General features: G+C 62.1%; 21 protein-coding genes. 15 read left to right on the top strand and 6 right to left on the bottom strand.

All coding sequences use genetic code 11. The features are described from left to right. Positions 1–16: 16 nt before the first annotated feature. The 4 genes from purM to FAA86_RS05775 all read left to right on the top strand — a co-directional run bounded on the left by purM (position 17) and on the right by FAA86_RS05775 (position 4,770). Positions 17–1,090, top strand: a complete 1,074-nt coding sequence (gene purM, locus FAA86_RS05790; protein WP_136538865.1) for a phosphoribosylformylglycinamidine cyclo-ligase — start codon at positions 17–19, stop codon at positions 1,088–1,090. After that, positions 1,087–1,743, top strand: coding sequence for a phosphoribosylglycinamide formyltransferase (gene purN, locus FAA86_RS05785; protein ID WP_136538863.1), 657 nt, complete (start codon positions 1,087–1,089; stop codon positions 1,741–1,743). The genes purM and purN overlap by 4 nt, the downstream gene beginning before the upstream one ends. A gap of 98 nt (positions 1,744–1,841) precedes the next feature. Next, complete coding sequence (locus FAA86_RS05780) at positions 1,842–2,783, top strand: omptin family outer membrane protease (protein ID WP_136538861.1); 942 nt, start codon at positions 1,842–1,844, stop codon at positions 2,781–2,783. 133 nt (positions 2,784–2,916) lie between these two features. Next, positions 2,917–4,770: an ABC transporter ATP-binding protein gene (locus FAA86_RS05775; RefSeq protein WP_136538859.1), complete on the top strand. Its 1,854-nt coding sequence runs from the start codon at positions 2,917–2,919 to the stop codon at positions 4,768–4,770. Here the strand turns inward: FAA86_RS05775 and FAA86_RS05770 are convergent. Further along, positions 4,767–5,369 (bottom strand): NUDIX domain-containing protein, encoded by a 603-nt coding sequence (locus FAA86_RS05770; protein WP_136538857.1) that lies wholly within the window; start codon positions 5,367–5,369, stop codon positions 4,767–4,769. The two genes, FAA86_RS05775 and FAA86_RS05770, sit on opposite strands and share 4 nt — an antisense overlap. A gap of 2 nt (positions 5,370–5,371) precedes the next feature. Then, a complete protein-coding gene (locus tag FAA86_RS05765) occupies positions 5,372–7,486 on the bottom strand; it encodes a molybdopterin-containing oxidoreductase family protein (protein WP_246035010.1) in 2,115 nt (704 codons plus the stop codon). A 75-nt stretch (positions 7,487–7,561) separates the two neighbouring features. Here FAA86_RS05765 and FAA86_RS05760 point away from each other — a divergent pair, with 75 nt between their 5' ends. The 3 genes from FAA86_RS05760 to FAA86_RS05750 are packed head-to-tail and all read left to right on the top strand — an operon-like array spanning position 7,562 to position 9,802. Next, a complete protein-coding gene (locus FAA86_RS05760) occupies positions 7,562–8,425 on the top strand; it encodes a 23S rRNA (adenine(2030)-N(6))-methyltransferase RlmJ (protein ID WP_136538853.1) in 864 nt (287 codons plus the stop codon). A gap of 12 nt (positions 8,426–8,437) precedes the next feature. After that, entirely contained in the window at positions 8,438–9,175 is a 738-nt protein-coding gene (locus tag FAA86_RS05755; RefSeq protein WP_136538851.1) for a ribonuclease T2 family protein, read from the top strand. Positions 9,176–9,205: 30 nt separating this feature from the next. After that, complete coding sequence (locus tag FAA86_RS05750) at positions 9,206–9,802, top strand: glutathione S-transferase family protein (RefSeq protein WP_136538849.1); 597 nt, start codon at positions 9,206–9,208, stop codon at positions 9,800–9,802. 75 nt (positions 9,803–9,877) lie between these two features. Here FAA86_RS05750 and FAA86_RS05745 read toward each other — a convergent pair whose 3' ends face one another. Continuing rightward, positions 9,878–10,537, bottom strand: a complete 660-nt coding sequence (locus tag FAA86_RS05745; RefSeq protein WP_136538847.1) for an outer membrane protein — start codon at positions 10,535–10,537, stop codon at positions 9,878–9,880. Between the two features lie 366 nt (positions 10,538–10,903). Here FAA86_RS05745 and FAA86_RS05740 point away from each other — a divergent pair, with 366 nt between their 5' ends. The 5 genes from FAA86_RS05740 to FAA86_RS05720 all read left to right on the top strand — a co-directional run bounded on the left by FAA86_RS05740 (position 10,904) and on the right by FAA86_RS05720 (position 15,143). Continuing rightward, positions 10,904–11,662, top strand: a complete 759-nt coding sequence (locus FAA86_RS05740; RefSeq protein ID WP_136539038.1) for an SDR family oxidoreductase — start codon at positions 10,904–10,906, stop codon at positions 11,660–11,662. Beyond that, a complete protein-coding gene (uvrC, locus tag FAA86_RS05735) occupies positions 11,659–13,686 on the top strand; it encodes an excinuclease ABC subunit UvrC (RefSeq protein ID WP_136538845.1) in 2,028 nt (675 codons plus the stop codon). Before FAA86_RS05740 ends, uvrC begins: the two co-directional genes overlap by 4 nt. 121 nt (positions 13,687–13,807) lie before the next feature. Next, positions 13,808–14,389, top strand: a complete 582-nt coding sequence (gene pgsA / locus FAA86_RS05730) for a CDP-diacylglycerol--glycerol-3-phosphate 3-phosphatidyltransferase (protein WP_113459303.1) — start codon at positions 13,808–13,810, stop codon at positions 14,387–14,389. 1 nt (position 14,390) lies between these two features. Next, on the top strand, positions 14,391–14,645 hold the full coding sequence (moaD, locus tag FAA86_RS05725) for a molybdopterin converting factor subunit 1 (RefSeq protein WP_136538843.1): 255 nt from the start codon (positions 14,391–14,393) through the stop codon (positions 14,643–14,645). Positions 14,646–14,669: 24 nt separating this feature from the next. Continuing rightward, on the top strand, positions 14,670–15,143 hold the full coding sequence (locus tag FAA86_RS05720; protein ID WP_136538841.1) for a molybdenum cofactor biosynthesis protein MoaE: 474 nt from the start codon (positions 14,670–14,672) through the stop codon (positions 15,141–15,143). Here FAA86_RS05720 and FAA86_RS05715 read toward each other — a convergent pair. Continuing rightward, positions 15,133–16,029 (bottom strand): branched-chain amino acid ABC transporter permease, encoded by an 897-nt coding sequence (locus FAA86_RS05715; RefSeq protein WP_136538839.1) that lies wholly within the window; start codon positions 16,027–16,029, stop codon positions 15,133–15,135. The two genes, FAA86_RS05720 and FAA86_RS05715, sit on opposite strands and share 11 nt — an antisense overlap. A 58-nt stretch (positions 16,030–16,087) precedes the next feature. Here FAA86_RS05715 and FAA86_RS05710 point away from each other — a divergent pair, with 58 nt between their 5' ends. Together FAA86_RS05710 and FAA86_RS05705 are read left to right on the top strand one after the other, a co-directional pair. Then, the gene (locus FAA86_RS05710) at positions 16,088–16,639 is read left to right on the top strand and encodes a CGNR zinc finger domain-containing protein (protein WP_136538837.1); all 552 of its coding nucleotides are present in this window, start codon (positions 16,088–16,090) and stop codon (positions 16,637–16,639) included. Beyond that, positions 16,636–17,148: a hypothetical protein gene (locus FAA86_RS05705; protein ID WP_136538835.1), complete on the top strand. Its 513-nt coding sequence runs from the start codon at positions 16,636–16,638 to the stop codon at positions 17,146–17,148. Before FAA86_RS05710 ends, FAA86_RS05705 begins: the two co-directional genes overlap by 4 nt. 103 nt (positions 17,149–17,251) lie before the next feature. On the opposite strand, the gene ndk is transcribed toward FAA86_RS05705, so the two are convergent. Continuing rightward, positions 17,252–17,674: a nucleoside-diphosphate kinase gene (ndk, locus tag FAA86_RS05700; protein WP_113459297.1), complete on the bottom strand. Its 423-nt coding sequence runs from the start codon at positions 17,672–17,674 to the stop codon at positions 17,252–17,254. Positions 17,675–17,790: 116 nt separating this feature from the next. Beyond that, positions 17,791–18,474 carry a glutathione S-transferase family protein gene (locus FAA86_RS05695; protein ID WP_136538833.1) on the bottom strand — a complete coding sequence of 228 codons (684 nt, stop codon included), beginning with the start codon at positions 18,472–18,474 and terminating at the stop codon, positions 17,791–17,793. A 134-nt stretch (positions 18,475–18,608) separates the two neighbouring features. Between FAA86_RS05695 and FAA86_RS05690 the strand changes: the two genes are divergently transcribed. Continuing rightward, positions 18,609–19,115, top strand: a complete 507-nt coding sequence (locus FAA86_RS05690; protein ID WP_136538831.1) for a DinB family protein — start codon at positions 18,609–18,611, stop codon at positions 19,113–19,115. Positions 19,116–19,235: the final 120 nt, after the last annotated feature.

The following is a 19,235-nucleotide window of genomic DNA, read 5'->3' as shown; positions in this document are numbered from 1 at the left end:
AGGATCGGAGGCAGGCATGAGCCAGGCTGGCAAGAACGGGTTGACCTATAGCGATGCGGGCGTCGACATCGATGCCGGCAACCTGATGGTCGAGAAGATCAAGCCGGCCGTGAAGTCGACACGCCGTCCGGGGGCGGATGGCGAGATCGGCGGCTTCGGCGGCTTGTTCGACCTCAAGGCCGCCGGCTTCAAGGACCCGATCCTGGTGGCCGCCAATGACGGCGTCGGCACCAAGCTGAAGATCGCGATCGACGCCAATATCCACGACACAGTCGGCATCGACCTCGTCGCCATGTGCGTCAACGATCTCGTGGTCCAGGGCGCCGAACCGCTGCTCTTCCTCGACTATTTCGCCACCGGCAAGCTCGATCCCGATCAGGGTGCGGCGATCGTGCAGGGTATTGCTGCCGGCTGCCGCGAGGCGGGTTGCGCGCTGATCGGGGGCGAGACTGCCGAGATGCCGGGCATGTATTCCAAGGGTGACTATGACCTTGCAGGCTTTGCCGTGGGTGCTGCCGAGCGCGGCGAACTGCTGCCGGCTGGCGATATCGCCGAAGGTGACGTGATCCTCGGCCTCTCGTCTTCCGGCGTGCATTCCAACGGCTTCTCGCTGGTGCGCAAGATCGTCGAAGTCTCGGGCCTTGCCTGGGATGCTCCGGCGCCCTTTGCCGAGGGACAGTCACTGGGCGCAGCGCTGCTGACCCCGACGCGCATCTATGTGAAGCCGCTTCTGAAGGCGATCAAGGAAACTGGGGCGTTGAAGGCGCTTGCCCATATTACCGGCGGCGGCTTCCCCGAAAACATTCCGCGCGTGCTGCCGAAGCATCTCGCCGCCGAAATCGACCTATCCTCGTTCCAGGTTCCCGCCGTCTTCTCCTGGCTCGCCAAGACCGGCGGCGTGGCCCAGAACGAGATGCTGCGCACCTTCAACTGCGGCATCGGCATGATCGTCGTCGTTCCCGCCGACAAGGTGGACGAGGTGACCAAGGTGCTGGAAGCCGAAGGTGAGACCGTTGCCCGCCTTGGCCGCATGATTGCCCGCGAAGAGGGTGCGCATGGCGTGACCTACAAGGGTACGCTCGCCCTATGAGCAGCGGCCGCAAACGCGTCGTGGCCTTCATCTCCGGCGGCGGGTCGAACATGCTGGCGCTGGCCAGAGCCTGCGAAGCGGCCGACTATCCGGCGGAAATCGTCGCCGTGTTCTCCGACAAACCGGAGGCCGCGGGTCTTGCCAAGGCGGAAGCACTCGGCATCCCGACACACGTTTTCGAGCGGAAAAGCTATGGCTCGAAGGCCGAGCACGAGGCGGCAATTCTTGCGGCACTCGCCGAGGTCGACCCAGACCTCATCTGCCTCGCAGGCTACATGCGCCTGCTCTCGGGTGACTTCATCCGGCCACATGAGGGCCGGATCCTCAACATCCATCCGTCCCTGCTGCCGCTCTTTCCCGGCCTGCACACGCATCAGCGTGCGCTCGATGCCGGCATGAAAGTCGCGGGCTGCACCGTGCATTTCGTTACCGAAGGCATGGATGAAGGCCCGGTGATCGCGCAGTCCGTCGTGCCTGTTCTGATCGACGATACGGCAGAGACGCTGGCAGCACGGGTGCTCACGGTCGAGCATCAGACCTATGCGCTCGCCTTGAAGCTCGTGGCGTCGGGCAGCGTCACCATGCGCGCCGATGGCAGTGTCGAGCGACGGGCGTCGGAGACAGACGCAGACGCACGGCTGATCAGCGGCTGACGCAAATCGACCGACTGCACGCGCGATCGCCGTTTGATAGCATTCTCTTAACCATAAACATGCAACCGTAACGATTATCTCATCGACACGGTCACGACATGTTCAATCTCCAGGTTATTTCAGCTCTGTCGCTTGGCGGCACCCTGCTCTTCACCGCTCCAGCCTTCGGCCAGGACGCCTATTCGAGTTCGTCAGCCGGGACGGTGCGCTACTTTGCCGGCATCGGCATGGCGAACATCAAGGCCGGCGAATACGTCTATAGCGGCGACTACAAGGTCAGCCAGCTCGACTGGGAGAGCAAGGGCGTGAAGACCGGCACGATCGGCGGGGAAGTCGATATCGGCTATGCCTGGACGCTGAAGGGACGCGTCGATGTCGGCCTTGGCGGTGACGGCTTCATGGAAGACCGCGACTGGCTGGACACGTCCTATTCCGGCTGGACGCACCAGTCGCTGCATCCGGACACCGAGCTCGACCGCTACATCAATGTTCTCCTGGAAGCCGAACGGGCGCTCGTCGACACCGGCGCAACCCGCCTCGGGATCGGCGGCGGTTTCGGCTATACCGACGTCAAATGGACGGCGCGCGGCGGCAGCTACATTTACACCAACACCACGCTGCACGACACGGTCGGCAATTTCGCGGATGGGGTGAAGGGGATCAGCTACGAGCAACGCATTCCGACCGTCTTTCTCAGCGCCAATGCCCAGCAGCGAATCGGCGCCTTGACGCTCTCCGGCGTCCTGCGTGGAGGGGCTGCGATCAGCTACAAGGGCGTCGACGACCATTGGCTGAGAGACCTGCGCTTCACCGACACCATGGAGCCCGCTCCGATGCTTGGAGCAACGGTGACGGCCGACTACCAGGTTCTGCAATCGGCCTCCATCTATGTCGGCGGCGATTTCCAGAAGATCTTCAAGACCCGCGGCGATGCCCATGTCCGCAACACGGTCACCGGCGCCAGCGCCAGCTCCGAAGACGGCGCCGCGTCCGAGTTCCAGTCGATCATGGTCACCGCGGGCGTGAAGGGGACCATCTAACGGGATCACGAAGCTTCCCCGCACCGGCATACCGGCCGCGGGGACAACAACTTCCTGATGCCACAGACTCATGATCTACTGCCAGTGATTGCCTCCGCTCTTGGTCTTTCACTTTATCAGCGCAGTGTTTCAGATGTCCTTTTCCGATCGTCTTTTCCGCCCGTTCGAGGGCTTGCTCCGCCCGCTCGACATTCCCTTCCAGCCCTTGCCAGATGCCGGGCCCATAAGGCTGCTCTACCATTTTGCCCGCTTTGCCCCGGGGCCGATGCTGGCGATCCTGACCCTCAGTGCGGCGATCGAAGTGTCGAACCTGACGGTCATCTGGGGTGTCTCGCACCTCGTCGACGGCATTTCGGCTGGCGGCGCAATTCCCTATCTGCGTGAGCACCAGACGGCCCTCATCCTGTTCCTCATCCTGTTCTTTCCAATCACACCGGTCATGAGCTTCCTTTGCAACACGCTCGGTTCGCATGTGGTGAGTGTCGCGCTCCCCGCACTCATCCAGTGGCACGGGCACAAGGCGGTCGAGCGACAGGATCTCGCTTTCTTCCACGATCTCTTCGCCGGTCAGGTGGCGACGCGCATCGCGCAGGTCGCCTCCTCCGTGAAGCAGCAGCTTGCCGTCGGCATTTGGACCTTCCCTCACTTCCTCGTGCAACTCATCGGCACATTCGCCCTGATGATCACCCTCTCCTGGCCTCTCGCGATCCCCGTGGCGATCTGGATCGGTGGCAATGTTCTCATCGCACGGCGGGCGATCCCGAAGTTCTCAGAGACTGCGCGCAAATCCGCCAAGGCGCGCAGCCGGCTGGTCGGTTCGATGACCGATCTCTACAGCAATATCCAGACCGTGAAGCTCTTTGCTGCCGAGGACAGCGAGGCCGGAGCGCTGCGCAATGCGATATCCCGGACCATGGGCGCACAGTATCAGGAGCGCCGCGTGGGCATCCTCTCCGATGCCGCGGTCATTACGCTGAATGTCCTGCTCTTTCTCTCGATCTTCGGCGTCAGTGTCTGGGGCATGGTCCAGGGGTTCGTTTCAATCGGCGAATTCGTCGCGGCGATCACGCTCACACAGCGCCTCTCGGCCAATTCCCGTGGCTTCCTCAGCATGGGCCAGCAGATCTTCGAGGCGGTCGGGACGATCCGGGACGCCATGCCCGTCATGACGAATGCGCCGAAAGTGGTGGACGCTCCTCAGGCCGGCCCACTGGTCGTGACAGAGGGTGACATCCGATTCGAACGTGTCGACTTCGGCTACCGCGATGAAACGCCGGTTCTCCAGCAACTGTCCCTCCATATCCGATCCGGAGAGAAGGTCGGGCTGGTGGGGCTCTCCGGTGCCGGCAAAACAACGCTGGTCAGCCTTCTCCTCAGGCTCTTCGATGTGAAGAGCGGGCGGATTCTCATCGATGGCCAGGATATCTCAACCGTCACCCAGGCCAGTCTCAGACAGAAGATCGGCTACATCACCCAGGATGTCTCGCTCCTGCACCGGTCGATCGGCGACAACATTCTCTATGGACGGCCCGATGCCAGCGACGCCGAGCTTACCGCGGCCATTCACGACGCCAGCGCAGATGCGTTCATTGCAGATCTGAAGGATGGCGAAGGCCGGACCGGCCGCGAGGCTTTTGTCGGCGATCGCGGCGTTCGTTTGTCCGGCGGCCAGCGCCAGCGCGTCGCCATCGCTCGCGTGCTGTTGAAAGATGCCCCGATCCTCGTTCTGGACGAGGCGACATCGGCGCTGGATAGCGAGGCCGAGGCGACCATTCAGGAAAAGCTCGACCTGCTGATGCAGGGCAAGACGGTGATCGCCATCGCCCACCGGCTCTCGACGATTGCCCGGATGGACCGGATCATCGTTCTCGACCGGGGACGAATTGTCGAAGAGGGGCGGCCGGACGACCTGCTGACATCCGGGGGTCTCTACAGCCGTCTCTGGGCACGACAGACAGGCGGCTATATCGCAGCCCTCGACGACTAGATCTCGGCGGGCTGATCCCGCCGAAGTGCCGCCCATTGCAGGAGCATGATCGTCTTGGCGTCGATGATCTCGCCGGCCTCGACCATCTCCAGCGCCTCGGAAAAGCCGAGTTCGACGACCTCGAGGTCCTCGTGCTCGTCGTCCAGCCCGCCGCCCTCGGCGACACGGTCGGCATCCGTCACGGCCGCATAGAAACCGTGGAGCTTTTCGGTCACGGAGCCGGGCGACATGAAGGCGGCGAAGGCGGGTGTGGCCCGGGCAATCTTGTAACCCGTTTCTTCGCGCGCCTCCCGAAGCGCCGCCTGCAGCGCGGTCTCGCCGTCATCGATGAAGCCGGCGGGCGTTTCGAGCAGGTACGGATATTCGCCACTCAGATGGGCGGCGATGCGCAGCTGACGCACCAGCGTGACGGTGTCGCGTTCGACGTTGTGCAACAGGATCGCTGCGGCATTGCGGCGGTCGAACACTTCCCAGGTCAGGCGATGTGGCGCCCTGCCCTCGCGGAAGAAATCGAAGGTGATGCCACGCAGATGGCTCCAGCCCTTCCACAGCGTCTTGTCTTCCAGGATCGCGATCCGGGCCTTGTCGAAAATGCTCATACTCAGGCTTTTCTCATCCAGACCTTGTTGTCGTGGAAGGCGGCGCCGCCATGGGGGGCTGCCGGGTCGGCACCGGTCAGGACGTTGATGCCTTCGCCATCGAGATGCGCCTTGTTCGGCCAGAGGCCTTCCGCCACCAGCACACCCGGCTTCACGGCATCGGTGATTTTGGCGTGGATGCGAAGCTCACCTCTGACATTGCCGAGGCGCACGACATCGCCGTCGGCGAGGCCGAGGTTCAGGGCGTCGGCAGGGTTCACCATGACTTCCGGACGGCCTTCCTTGTCGCGCGAGGTCTTGGTCTCGGCGAAGGTGGAGTTGAGGAAGTTGCGCGCCGGAGACGTCGCCAGCCGGAAGGGATGTTCGGCATCGGCCACTTCGATCAGGTCGACCTGATCGGGGTAGACGGGCAATTGCTTCACGGGGCCGAGCGAGCCGAGCCTTGCCGGCGGCTTGTTCGGGGCGGGCGTATTCTCCCAATCCGGCTTGAAGCGGAACTTGCCGTCGGGATGGGCAAAGCCCTTGAGGTAATGGGCGTCCTCGAAAGCCGGCTGGCAGTCGAGCCACTTGTCCTCAAGCAGCGTGTCGAAATCCGGCTTGCCGCTGACGGCGAGCATGTGGTCGATATGCTCGCGCTCGGTCTTGCCGAAGCCGGGACGATCGGCAACCCCGAGGCGTTTGGCCAGTTCCTCGATGACGAAGAGATTGGTGCGCACCAAAGGCGGCGCGTCGACCAGCTTCGGGCCAAGCAGCATATGGCTCTGGCCGCCGCCGCGATAGATGTCGTCATGCTCGACGAACATGGTGGCCGGCAGAACGATATCGGCGAGTTCTGCCGTTTCCGTCATGAACTGCTCGTGCACGGCAACGAAGAGGTCGCTGCGCAGGAAGCCCTGTTTCACCAACCGCTGTTCGGGCGCGACATTCACCGGGTTCGTGTTCTGGATGAACAGAGCATCGACCGGCCCGCGATGGCGCAGCGCCTCGGCGTCACCGGTCAGCACGCGCCCGATCTGCGACTGGTCGAGCATGCGGATCTCGGGGTCGACCATGGCCGTGCCCATCAACTCCGCCTTGTTGAGCTGGAAGATGTCGCTGTTCGAATGGAAGGCGCCACCGCCCTCGTATTGCCAGGAACCCAGCACGGTTGCGAGCGAGAGCGCCGCATGCATGGAGACCGCGCCGTTGCGGCTGCGGGTGAAGCCGTAACCGAGGCGGAAGTAGCTCTTCTTCGTCTGGCCGACGAGACGCGCGAAGGCCTCGATCTCTTCGACGGAGAGACCCGTTATGGCCGAGGCCCATTCCGGCGTCTTGTCTTTCAGATGCGCTTCGAGACCTGCCGGGTCATCGGCGAATTTTGCCATGTAGGCGCGATCGGCATGACCGTCGCGGAAGGCGATGTGCATGGCGGCGCAAGCGAGCGCCGCATCCGTTCCGGGCTTCAGGATCAGGGCCATGTCGGCCTGCTTCATCGTCGGATTGTCGTAGATGTCGATGACAACGATCTTGGCGCCCCGATCCTTGCGGGCCTTGACCGCATGGGTCATCACGTTGACCTGAGTGGCGACCGCATTGGTGCCCCAGATCACGACGCAATCGGAGACGGCCATCTCACGCGGGTCCGGGCCGCGCAACGTGCCGGTGCCCATGACATAACCCGTCCAGGCCATGTTGGTGCAGATCGTGCCGAAGAAGCCGGAATATTTCTTCGCGTGGCGCAGACGCTCAATGGAATCGCGCTGCACGAGGCCCATGGTGCCGGCGTAGAAATAAGGCCAGACCGCTTCCGAACCATGGCGTTGCTCGGCCTTCACGAAGGCATCGGCAATCTCGTCGAGGGCCGCCTCCCAGGTGACATCCTGCCACTGGCCCGCTCCCTTAGGTCCTGCCCGACGCACCGGCTTCATCAGGCGATCGGGATGATAGAGCCGCTCGGCGTAGCGGGCGACCTTGGCGCAGATGACGCCAGCCGTGTAGCTGTTTTCGGTTGCCCCACGCACACGGCCGATGCGGCCGTCCTCGGTCAGATCGACGTCGAGGGCGCATGTGGATGGACAGTCATGCGGACAGGCCGTATGACCGACCGACCGGTTTCGAATGGGGCTCTGGATGTTCATGGGCCGGTTATAGGCCAAGGCCCATACGCTCAAAAGCCCCATTCGAACAAATCATCAGTGCCATCGGAACCATCAATGAATTATCGCCACATCTATCACGCGGGCAATATTGCCGATGTCCTGAAGCACCTCGTTCTGTCGCGGCTGATCGTCTACCTGCAGCAGAAGGACAAGGCGTTCCGCGTGCTGGATACCCATGCCGGGATCGGCCTCTACGACCTCTCGTCCGAGGAAGCGCAGAAGACGGGCGAATGGCTCGAAGGCATCGGCAAGGTGATCGATGCCGAGCTGCCGGAGAAGGTGGCCGAGATCATGGCGCCCTATCTCGATGCGGTGAAGGCGCTCAACCCAGGCCGCGAGGCCGGAGGACCGCTGACCAAATATCCGGGATCGCCGAAGCTCGCGCGCGATCTCTTCCGCCCGCAGGATCGCCTCTCGGCGATGGAACTGCATCCTGAGGATTCTCGCGCCCTGTCGCGTCTGTTCGAGGGCGATTTCCAGGTGCGGGTGACCGAACTCGACGGCTGGTTGACGCTGAATGCGCATCTGCCGCCGAAGGAAAAGCGCGGCATCGTGCTGGTCGATCCGCCCTTCGAGAAGGAAGGCGAATACGAGCGGCTGGTGGATGGCCTTGCCAAAGCCCATCGCCGCTTCGCCAACGGCGTCTACTGTCTCTGGTATCCGATCAAGAAGGGCGCACCGATCAAGGAATTCCACGAGGCGCTTCAGGCGCTGGAAATTCCGAAGATGCTTTGCGCCGAACTGCATGTGAAGAGCGATCGCGACCAGACGGGTCTCTCCGGCACCGGCCTCATCATCGTCAATCCGCCTTATACGCTGAAGGACGAGATGCATCTGGCACTTCCCGAGCTGAAGCGGTTGATGGCACAGGATCGCTATGCCTCGCATCGCTGCTTCTGGCTGCGCGGCGAAGACTGAGCGGGAGGCGGCATGGGACGCTACACGGGTCTTTACGCCATCGGCCTGCTGCTCGCAGCCTCTGTCGCCTACAGCTTCCTGCCAGCGGATGCGCCCATCGACCGGCCCGTCCCGACGGCAAATTCCGAGCGAGCAGCCTCCCCGCCACCGACCGTTGCAGCCCGCGACATTCCTGAAGGCAGTGGCTTCGATTTCTACGTTCTCGCGCTTTCGTGGTCACCCACCTTCTGCGACAGCGAGGCGGCAGGCCGCAATCGTGAGCAATGCGGCGCAGACAAGAATTTCGGCTGGGTTGTCCACGGCCTCTGGCCGCAGAACGAGCAAGGCTGGCCGGAGAACTGCCCGACACCGGAGGGAAGCCGTGTTCCGGACCGCATCGGCCGGAGGGTGATGGACATCATGCCGAGCATGGGTCTGATCGGGCACCAGTGGCGCAAGCATGGCTCCTGCTCTGGGCTTGAAATGAGCGACTACTTCAAGCTCGTGCGCCAAGCCCATGATAAAATTCGTATTCCCGACGAACTTGCCGCGGTCGACCGCCAGAGCCGCACCTCGCCCGAGGCGATCGAAGCTGCCTTCATCCGCAGCAATCCGGGGCTTGGCCGCTCGGCAGTGGCCGTCACCTGTGATAGGGAGAGAGTCGACGAAGTCAGGATCTGCCTCGACCGGTCGCTCGGCTTCCGTGCATGCCCGGAGGTCGACAGCCGATCCTGCCGCCGACCCGACATCACCATTCTACCCCTGCGCTGAACCCCGCCACGAGAGCCACAGGAACCCGTCATGAAGCTGCTCTTCGCGCCCGCCTCGCCCTACTCCTCCAAGGTCCGCATGGCCGCCCGCCATCTCGGCATCGAGCTCGAGGAAGAGCGCGTGAACACGGCGGAAAACCCGCCTGAACTCGTCGACACCAATCCGCTCGGAAAGATCCCGACGCTGATCACCGACGACGGCACGGCGATTTTCGACAGCCGCGCCATCATGCATTACCTACACCGGATCGGCGACAAGCGGCTCTATCCGAAGAAGGACGAGAAGCGGACCGAGGCCGAGGTGCTGGAAGCGCTGGCCGACGGCATCAGCGACTGCCTGCTCGCCATCGTCTACGAGAAGCGCTACCGGTCACCCGAACTGGTCAGCCAGGACGCGATCGACCGGCAGTGGGCCAAGATCAATCGCAGCCTGGATTATCTGGACAAGCATCTGCCGAAGACGGCCAAGAAGCTGCATGGCGGCCACTTCGCGCTGGCGGCGACGCTTGGCTATCTCATGCTGCGCTTTCCCGGCGAATGGGAGAATGGCCGTGCGGCGCTGACGGAATGGCCGGCGAAATTCGCCAAGCATTTCGAGCCCTACCCCGCGCTTCGCCCAAAAGCCTGAGCTGCCGACATCCGATTGCGCAACAAAAAAGCCGGGACGATGCCCGGCTTTTTCTGTCTTCGCGGATCGCGTGGATCAGAACTTCACGCCCATGCCGACCTTGACCGAGTGGTCGTCAAAGCCCTTGGAGATTGCACCAGTGCCGAGATCGAAATCGCGCTTCTGGTAGTCGCTGTAGCGATATTCGACGCGAGCGGTGATGTTGTCGGTGACGAAGGTTTCAACACCGGCGCCAACCGTGTAGCCGGCTGCCAGCTTCTCGTCGTTCGTGCCATTGCCTTCCAACTCGTGGTTGGCGACAGCCACACCGGCCGTACCATAGATGAGGAAGGGGTTCAGGTCGTAACCGACGCGGCCACGGACCGAGCCGTTGACGCCCTGGGTGCCCTTGAGGCTGCCTGCAGTTGCGTCGGTGCCAGCCGAACCATCTTCACCAGCGTAGCTGAGGTCAGCTTCTGCGCCGTAGACGATCGAACCGCTCTGCATGTTGTAACCGCCGTAGACGGTGCCGCCGATGCCGTCGGCATCACGACCGTCGTTCGAGCCGGTGAACTTGCCCATGTCATAGGTGATGCCACCACCGACATAAGCGCCCGACCAGTTGCCGGCCGGCTCGGAGTAGGATTCGGTTGCGGCCGGAGCTTCCGGAGCCTGGTAGATGGCGTCAGCTGCCTGGGCGGCGAAAGCGACGACGGTGGTGGCCGAAGCCAGAAGCATGATCTTGAGGGTACGCATGTTAGTCTCCTTTCAGTTCCGGGCCGCACTTCACTAAGAACCAACGGCGGCCTGAACGTTAATGGGTATTCCCTGCCCGTTCCGACTGTAGAAATGGATGGCAATTGAGGAATTGAAAGAGCCGAAATGTGAATTCATTGTGGCACAGCAGTGACCAAATCGGGACGTTGCTTAAAAGACACAAACGATTCGTTAACCATAACAAATAGTTTACGCCGAGGTCGGCGATTTACATAAATATATACTGAAATTGTACTGATGACGCCGGAAGATCAATTGCCGAATGAAATTGGTTTGCGGCTGTTTAAATATCGCGTTGGCGCCATATATGCAGCGCAACCAAAGATCCAGAACAAGGTAAAAGCGATGCAAAACGGCATCCCGAAGGTGGCATTGGTCACAGGCTCGGCCAAAAGACTTGGCCGGGCCATTGCGGAAGACTTGGCACAGAACGGGTTTGCCGTGGCTTTGCATGCAAACGGCTCGCTGGCGGAAGCCGAGGCAGTAGCCGCGGCGCTGAGAGAGGCCGGCAAACAAGCCATTGCGCTTCAAGCCGATCTCGGTAACATTTCCGAGACCTCGTCCCTCATTGCGCGCACGCAGGCCGAATTCGGGCCGGTCGGCCTTCTCGTCAACAATGCCTCGATCTTCGAAGACGATACCGCTGCCGATTTCGATCCGGAGACGTTCGACCGGCATTTCAATCTGCATGTCCGCGCGCCGTCGATCTTGAGTGGTGCCATGGTCAAGGCGCTGCCGGAGGATTGCTCAGGCCTGGTCGTCAACATCATCGACCAGCGGGTGCTAGCGCTAAAGCCGACCTTCTTCTCCTATACGCTTTCCAAATCCACCCTGTGGACGGCGACCCGCACCATGGCACAGGCCTTCGCCCCCCGGGTGCGGGTGAATGCGATCGGCCCGGGACCCACCCTGATTTCAGAGCGGCAGCGGCCCGAGGATTTCCAGGCGCAGGTCGACAGTCTGCCGCTCAAGCGCGGCCCGTCGCTCACGGAATTCGGGCAAACAATCCGCTTTCTTTTTGACACGCCGTCGATCACCGGCCAAATGATCGCCTTGGATGGGGGCCAGCATCTGATTTGGCACGGCACGGAGATCAATGAATGAATGGAGGAAAGCTGCCCGATGGCGGCGTTCTCTATGATGGTACGGAAGAAGATGACGATGACGTCGTGGTCGAGCCCGAGACGACGCGCGCCGGCATCGAGATCGACTGGCATGTCGACGGGTTGGACGAGACCGGCCTGACGGGTGCCGATCTGATCGGCGAATTCGTCAAGCGGCTTCCCAATGCGCCCGGCGTCTACCGCATGCTGAACAAGGACGGCGACGTCATGTATGTCGGCAAGGCGAAGAGCCTGAAGAAGCGCGTCAGCAATTACGCCCAGGGCCGGGTCCATTCGAACCGCTTGTCGCGCATGGTGCGCGAAACCGTACACATGGAATTCGTCACGACCCGCACCGAGGTCGAGGCGCTGCTCCTTGAAGCCAACCTGATCAAGCGCCTGCGGCCGCGCTATAATGTCCTGCTGCGCGACGACAAGAGCTTTCCCTATATCCTGATCACCGGCGACAGCCGTTCGCCCGCGATCTACAAGCATCGTGGCGCGCGGGCCCGCAAGGGTGACTATTTCGGTCCCTTCGCCTCGGCGAGCGCTGTCGGCCGAACGATCAACTCCCTGCAGCGGGCGTTCCTGCTGCGCACCTGCACCGACAGCGTCTTCGAAAGCCGCACCCGGCCCTGCCTGCTCTATCAAATCAAGCGCTGTTCGGGTCCTTGCACTCACGAGATCAGCGATCCGGATTATGCCGGTCTCGTGCGCGAAGCGAAGGACTTCCTCTCGGGCAAGAGCCAGAACGTCAAGGAAGCCATGGCGCGCGCCATGAACGAGGCAGCGGAAGACCTCGACTTCGAGCGCGCTGCCGTGTTCCGCGACCGACTGGCCGGCCTTTCCCATGTCCAGAGCCATCAGGGCATCAACCCGGCCGGTGTGGAAGAGGCTGACGTTTTTGCCATCCATCACGAAGGCGGACTGTCCTGCATCCAGGTCTTCTTCTTCCGCGCCAGCCAGAACTGGGGCAATCAGGCTTATTTCCCGAAGGCGGATCCTCAGCTCAGCGCAGCCGAGGTCCTCAATTCCTTCCTCGCGCAGTTCTATGACGACAAGCCTGTACCGCGGCTGATCCTCCTCTCCGAAGAGGTCGAGGAGCAGGACCTCCTGGCGACAGCACTTTCCGAAAAGGCGGGCCACAAGGTTTCGATCAGCGTGCCGCAGCGGGGTGAGAAGAAGGATCTTGTCGGCCATGTGAGCGCCAATGCCCGCGAGGCCCACGGCCGCAAGCTTGCCGAAACTGCGTCGCAGTCGCGGCTTTTGGCCGGTCTCGCTGAGACCTTCCAGCTGCCCTACGTGCCGCGGCGCATCGAGATCTACGACAACTCGCATATCATGGGGACCAATGCCGTGGGCGGCATGGTGGTTGCGGGGCCGGAAGGCTTCGTGAAGGGCCAGTACCGCAAGTTCAACATCAAATCGACCGAGATCACGCCCGGCGACGACTTTGGCATGATGCGCGAGGTGATGACCCGGCGCTTCTCGCGGCTGCTCAAGGAAGAAGGCAAGCCGGATCGCAGTGCCGCACCCGATGACAGCGGCGATGCGGCTTTCCCCGCCTGGCCCGATGTCATCCTGATCGATGGCGGTCAGGGCCAGATGACGGCAGTGCGCAAGATCCTCGACGAACTCGACATCACCGACAGCGTAATCGCGATCGGGGTTGCCAAGGGGGTCGACCGCGACGCCGGCCGCGAACGCTTCTTCGTCCAGGGCAAGCCGGACTTCACGCTGCCGCCGCGCGATCCGGTCCTCTACTTCATCCAGCGAATGCGCGATGAAGCGCACCGCTTTGCCATCGGCTCACATCGGGCCCGGCGCAAGAAGGAAATGGTCAAAAACCCGCTGGACGAGATCTCCGGAATCGGTCCGACGCGCAAGCGGGCGCTGTTGCAGCATTTCGGCACGGCCAAAGCCGTGTCACGCGCTGCCGTCAGCGATCTGATGGCGGTCGAGGGCATTTCGGAGGCCGTCGCGCGGCTGATCTACAACCATTTTCACGAAAACAGCGGTGATTGACACGGAAACGACGCATCCGGGGACAAGAGGACGACAAGGACCATTCAGAATTCTTGTGTTGACGGCCCCGACCGAAAACCATCACATCACATCACCTAGCAGAATTCAAAGACAGGGCATCATGGCTTCGCGCGCATACAATATCCCCAATCTCCTGACCTACGCCCGCATTCTCGCCGTGCCGCTCATCGTCCTGTGCTTCTTCCTCGAGGGTCGTCTGCAGAGTTCCGATTTCGCGCGCTGGTCAGCTCTGGCGCTGTTCATCGCCGCCTCGATCACCGACTATCTCGACGGCTATCTGGCAAGGATCTGGAACCAGACCTCCAATATCGGGAAAATGCTCGACCCGATCGCCGACAAGCTCCTGATCGCCTCGGTGCTGCTTCTGATGGCGGCGGACGGCACGATTGCCGGCTGGTCGCTCTGGGCGGCGATTACCATTCTCTGCCGCGAGATCCTCGTCTCCGGCCTGCGCGAATATCTCGCGGCGCTGAAGGTTTCGGTGCCGGTTACGCGGATCGCCAAGTGGAAGACGACGGCGCAGATGTTTGCGCTGGCCTTCCTGCTGGCCGGCCCTGCCGGCGACAAGGTTCTGCCCTACACGACCGAAGCCGGCATCACCCTGCTCTGGATCGCGGCAATCCTGACCATCTATACCGGCTATGATTATTTCCGCGCCGGCGCCAAGCACATGGTGGATTGAGATGGTGAAACTGGTCTATTTTGCCTGGGTGCGCGAGCGCATCGGCAAGGGTGAAGAAGAGCTCGATATCCCAGCTGGCGTCCAGACAGCCGGCGAACTGGTGACCTGGCTCGCGACGCTTGGAGACGGCTATGAGGAGGCCCTGCGCTTTCCCAAGGCGATCCGCGTTGCCGTCAATCAGGAGCATGTCGAGCACCACGAATCGATCGCAGGTGCCCGCGAGATCGGCATCTTTCCGCCGATGACCGGAGGCTGAGTGCCTCCAGCCGGAGTTGAAACCGTGACGGAAACGCCATCTGCCATCATCCGCGTCCAGCGCGAGGATTTCGATGCGGCCTCAGAAGCGCGTCGCCTGACCGAAGGGCGCAAGGATATCGGCGCGCTTGTTTCCTTCGTCGGGCTTTGCCGCGACGAAGCAGGAACTCTTTCGGCACTCGAGCTCGAGCACTATCCCGGCATGGCCGAGACCGAGATGCAGCGGATCTGCGATCTCGCGATCAACCGTTTCTCCCTGCTCGGGCTGACTGCCATCCACCGCTTCGGCCGCATCGAGGCCGCCGAACAGATCGTGCTCGTGATTGCCGCAGCCCCGCACCGCCAGGCCGCCTTCGACGGCGCCAATTTCGTCATGGACTTCCTGAAAACATCAGCCCCGTTCTGGAAGAAGGAGCATGGGCGAGATGGAGAAACGGGAGACTGGGTCGCGGCCAAGGACGCCGACGACAGCGCGCGGGATCGCTGGCTCAGGGAATGATGCGTTCGCGACGGCTCACGACCAGGAGCCAGACCAGCGCCGAGATGATCACAGCGTCACGCCAGATCATCGGGCCATAGGCTCCCCAGAGCTGTTCGGCAAAAGCGATGGCGGCGGCGCCAAGAGCAGACTGGAGCGGGCGCGAGTAACCGCCGACCGCTGCGATCAGAACCACTTTCAATCCGAATATCAGACCCGCGCCGAAATCCATGGTGCCGTAGAGCACCGTGGCCGACAGTCCGCCAGCGGCCGCCACTGAGGCGGCGGCGGTCAGGGAGAGCACGAAGACCTTGTCGGCATCGATCCCGACGAGACGGGCGGCAAGTGGATCCTGGCAGACCGCCTGCCACAAACGCCCTGCCCGGCTAAACGTCAGAAGCAGGGAGCCGAGCACGACAACGGCAAGCATGAGCGCGCTATGCAGCATCTGAAGCCGTGTGAGGCCGAGTGCTGTGTCTTCGATCCTCAAGATCGTCACGAAGTGCTGCCCCAGGGGCGGCAACCACAGGCTCCGCGTGTCGAGCGCGAGACGCGCGCCCTCTGAAAGCAGCAGCACGACGCCGAGCGACGCGACGATCACCGCATTCGGTGATCTCTTGTGCAAGGGCAGCATGACGGTTCGCGCATTCCAGTACCCCGCCAGCAAGGCATAGGCGAAGCCTGTCGCGAGGCCGAGGCCGACAGCCGCCGGCAGGACGAGGTAAAGACCGTTCCAGCCGAAATCGGTGAACAGCAGGCTGATTTGACCGGCGAAGGCGACTAGTGCCCCGAAGGTGATATCCGGGCGCTTCGTCACCCCGAAAGCCAGCGAATAGCCGAAGGCAAGGCAGGCATAGAGGCTCGCCATGGGCAGCGCGTTCAGAAGCTGTTGCAGCAGGTAGGCCATCGCGTCCTCCGACTGCATTTATAACTGTCAAAAAGCTTTTTACCAGTTATATTGAGCCATGACCTTCACCTGGACCCCTCATCGCTTCGCCGGTGGCGCCCTGGCCCTTGATGTGGCCAACAGCGTCATCCTGCGGCACTCGCCGGACGGGCGGCGCGACCGGTTCGCCGTGCCGGAGCAACTCGCCGCCTTTCCCGAAGCGGCAAGCCGATTGTCAGCGGAGCGGACACGGTTTGGCGCACTGAGGCCGGTTGGCCCCGGCAATGAGATGCTCTTCCTGCATCTGCGGGAGGCGATCGATGGCTATTTCCGAGATCGGGTGCTTGGCCAGGAAAGCCGCACACAGTTGGCGGACCTTCTGGACGCGGCCGCCACGGCACTCCGAGCCGCCCCCGACGACGACAGCCTGGAGGCTGCCACGGCCAAGTCCGCCCTTGGCCTGATTTGCGAACCGCAGCCCGAGCGCATGAAGATCTGCGGCAATTGCGGCTGGCTCTTCATGGATCGCAGCAAGAACCGCAGTCGTACGTGGTGCGACATGGCCGTCTGCGGCAACCGGGTCAAGGCGAACCGTCACTATCATCGCAGGAAGAAGGAGGCCTCGCCATGAAGGCGATCTCGATCGGTGCTGCCCTTGTCATCGGGCTTTTTGGCATGACCGGCTGCCAAAGGGAGAATCTCGACGAGCCGCTCAAGCTTTCGGGCAAGGTCTTCATCTTCAACTACCGCGTGGCGGAGGCGACCTATGTCGTGACGCTTGCCCGCAATGGACCGCTGCCCGAACCGAGCTTCGTCGAGACGACATTCGAAAACCCTGCCGGTGGGTCGCCGTTGGTGACCCGAAGCAAGATCTTTTCCTTCTGGGACAAGGTCTCGCTCGAAAGCCCGCCGGTGCATTGTGTGGTGAAGGACCGGCCTTATGCGATCTCGATCCGGATCCTCGATGGCCGCGACAAGGTCCTGCAGACCATCGAAACGACGCTGACCTCGAGCCTCGACCAGACGATCATGCCCGGCAAGGCGCTTGTCGTCGGCCCGGTCTATACCCCGAACCCGGAGGTGTATCGTACCGATGGCGCGGTGGATTACGCGAAGGACAAGACCTGCCCCGGCGTCTGATCCGGACGGGAAAACGGCGCAGATCGCAACAAAAAACCGGAGCCTTTCAGCTCCGGTTCTTCAAGTCATTCAACGTCTTGAGGCAGAAGCCTCAGGACTTGATTCAGCCGACGATCTCGGTGTCAGCGAACCAGTACTTGATCTCCTGGGCAGCGGTTTCCGGAGCGTCCGAACCGTGAACCGAGTTTTCGCCGATCGAGAGAGCGAACATCTTGCGGATGGTGCCTTCATCGGCATTTGCCGGGTTGGTGGCGCCCATGATCTCGCGGTTCTTCAGGATGGCGTTTTCGCCTTCGAGAACCTGAACGACGGTCGGGCCCGAGGTCATGCCTTCAACCAGTTCGCCGAAGAAGGGGCGTTCCTTGTGAACGGCGTAGAAGCCTTCGGCTTCGCGCTTCGACATCCATACGCGCTTGGAAGCGACGACACGCAGGCCGTTGTCTTCGAAGACCTTGGTGATGGCGCCGGTCAGGTTGCGCTTGGTGGCATCGGGCTTGATCATCGAGAAGGTGCGTTCAATCGCCATCAGTCTCATCCTTTTGTCTGTCAGGGAAAGTGGGCGGTATCTACCCGCCCCGAATCACGAAGACAAGAGGGGTTCGACAATTTCACGACGACGTCACAATCGACCAAATTGAAGGCTCAGGCGACCGCGCGCCCCACGCCCTCATAGAGATCGAGGCAGCGGTCGAACCAGCGGCTTACCGGGTCATCCGCCGGAAGATGGATCGAGCCCGTGGTGATCTTCAGCCACTGCAGCGCGCCGAAGACGATGTAGTCGGCAAAGAGCGGTGTTGCTCCGCCGACGAAGGGCTGGTGGCCCAGCATGTGGCGCAATGGCTGGAGGGCGGCAGGCAGAGCGGCGATGGCTGCATCGCGGCCGGCAGCGACTTCCTCCAGCGTGCGCCCGAGCCGTTCTTCGCGGCTCTTGCGGAAATAGTCCTGGTCGGTCGGGGCGAGCATGGCATGGATATCGGAGAGCGCGATCCGCGACACCACGCCGTGGACGACCTGCTGCGAATAGCCTTCGACGAAACGCGCGGCGGCAACGCCGCCCTGCCCGCCAAACAGGCTCGGTTCGTCCGGATAGTGCTCTTCCAGATACTGCGCGATGCGGAAGCTGTCCGAGATGAGTTCTTGTCCGTCCCGAATGAAGGGCACCGTCTTCGAGAAGCCGTTCTCGGTGGTGGGGATGGCTGTGAAGGCCAGCGGACGCTCTTCAAAAGCAAGGCCCTTGTGATGCAGCGCCATCACCACTTTCCAGCAGTGCGGTGAAAAGGGACGGGCCGCATCGGCGCCGCACAGCGAATAAAGCGTAATCGTCATCGGTTTCTCCTGGTTCGCGACAGACAAACCGATCCTCGCGCGAGATGCAAATCAGCATTTTTCATGGAACCGATAACCCACACTGGGGTCAAAGGCCGCTAGAGTGGCGGCGAACCACCATCAGGAGCTTCGCCATGCAGAACTACCAGATGCTCGCCGCCTATAATGCTTGGGCCAACAGACTGCTTTATGCCGCCGTGACCGAGCTCTCCGAAGACGAGTTGCACCGCGATACCGGCGCCTTCTTCGGCTCGGTCTTCGCCACCCTCAGCCATATCCTGGTTGCCGACCGCGTCTGGCTGAACCGCTTCACCGGCGAAGGACCCAAGCCGAAGACGCTCGACGAGAAGCCCTACGCGACGTTGCCGGAGCTAAAGGTCGCGCGCGTTCAGGAAGATAAGCGGATCATCGACTATATCGACAGCCTCACGCCCGATCAGCTCGAGGCGAGCTTCAGCTACACGCCGGTGACGTCACCGGAGCTCGTTTCCCACAAGCTCTGGCCTGCCCTCACCCATTTCTTCAACCACCAGACCCATCACCGCGGACAAATTCATGCGGGGCTGACCGGCATGGGCAAACCGAGCCTCAGCCTGGATCTGATCTACTTCGTGCGCAGCGACGGGAAGCAATGGCTATGACGGAAACGCTCTGCCCGTTCACCACCGGCTAACCACGCGTCCGGAGTGCGGGGCGAGTTTAACGAAATTTGCAACCGTCTCGGCAAGACTGCCGGCCAAACGCCATGGGGACGGGATCGG

This window comes from Rhizobium rosettiformans W3 (assembly GCF_004912135.1).
GTDB classification, from domain to species: Bacteria; Pseudomonadota; Alphaproteobacteria; order Rhizobiales; family Rhizobiaceae; genus Allorhizobium; species Allorhizobium rosettiformans.
Note: the sequence above shows the minus strand (reverse complement) of the source record. Positions and strands in the feature narration are given on the sequence as shown.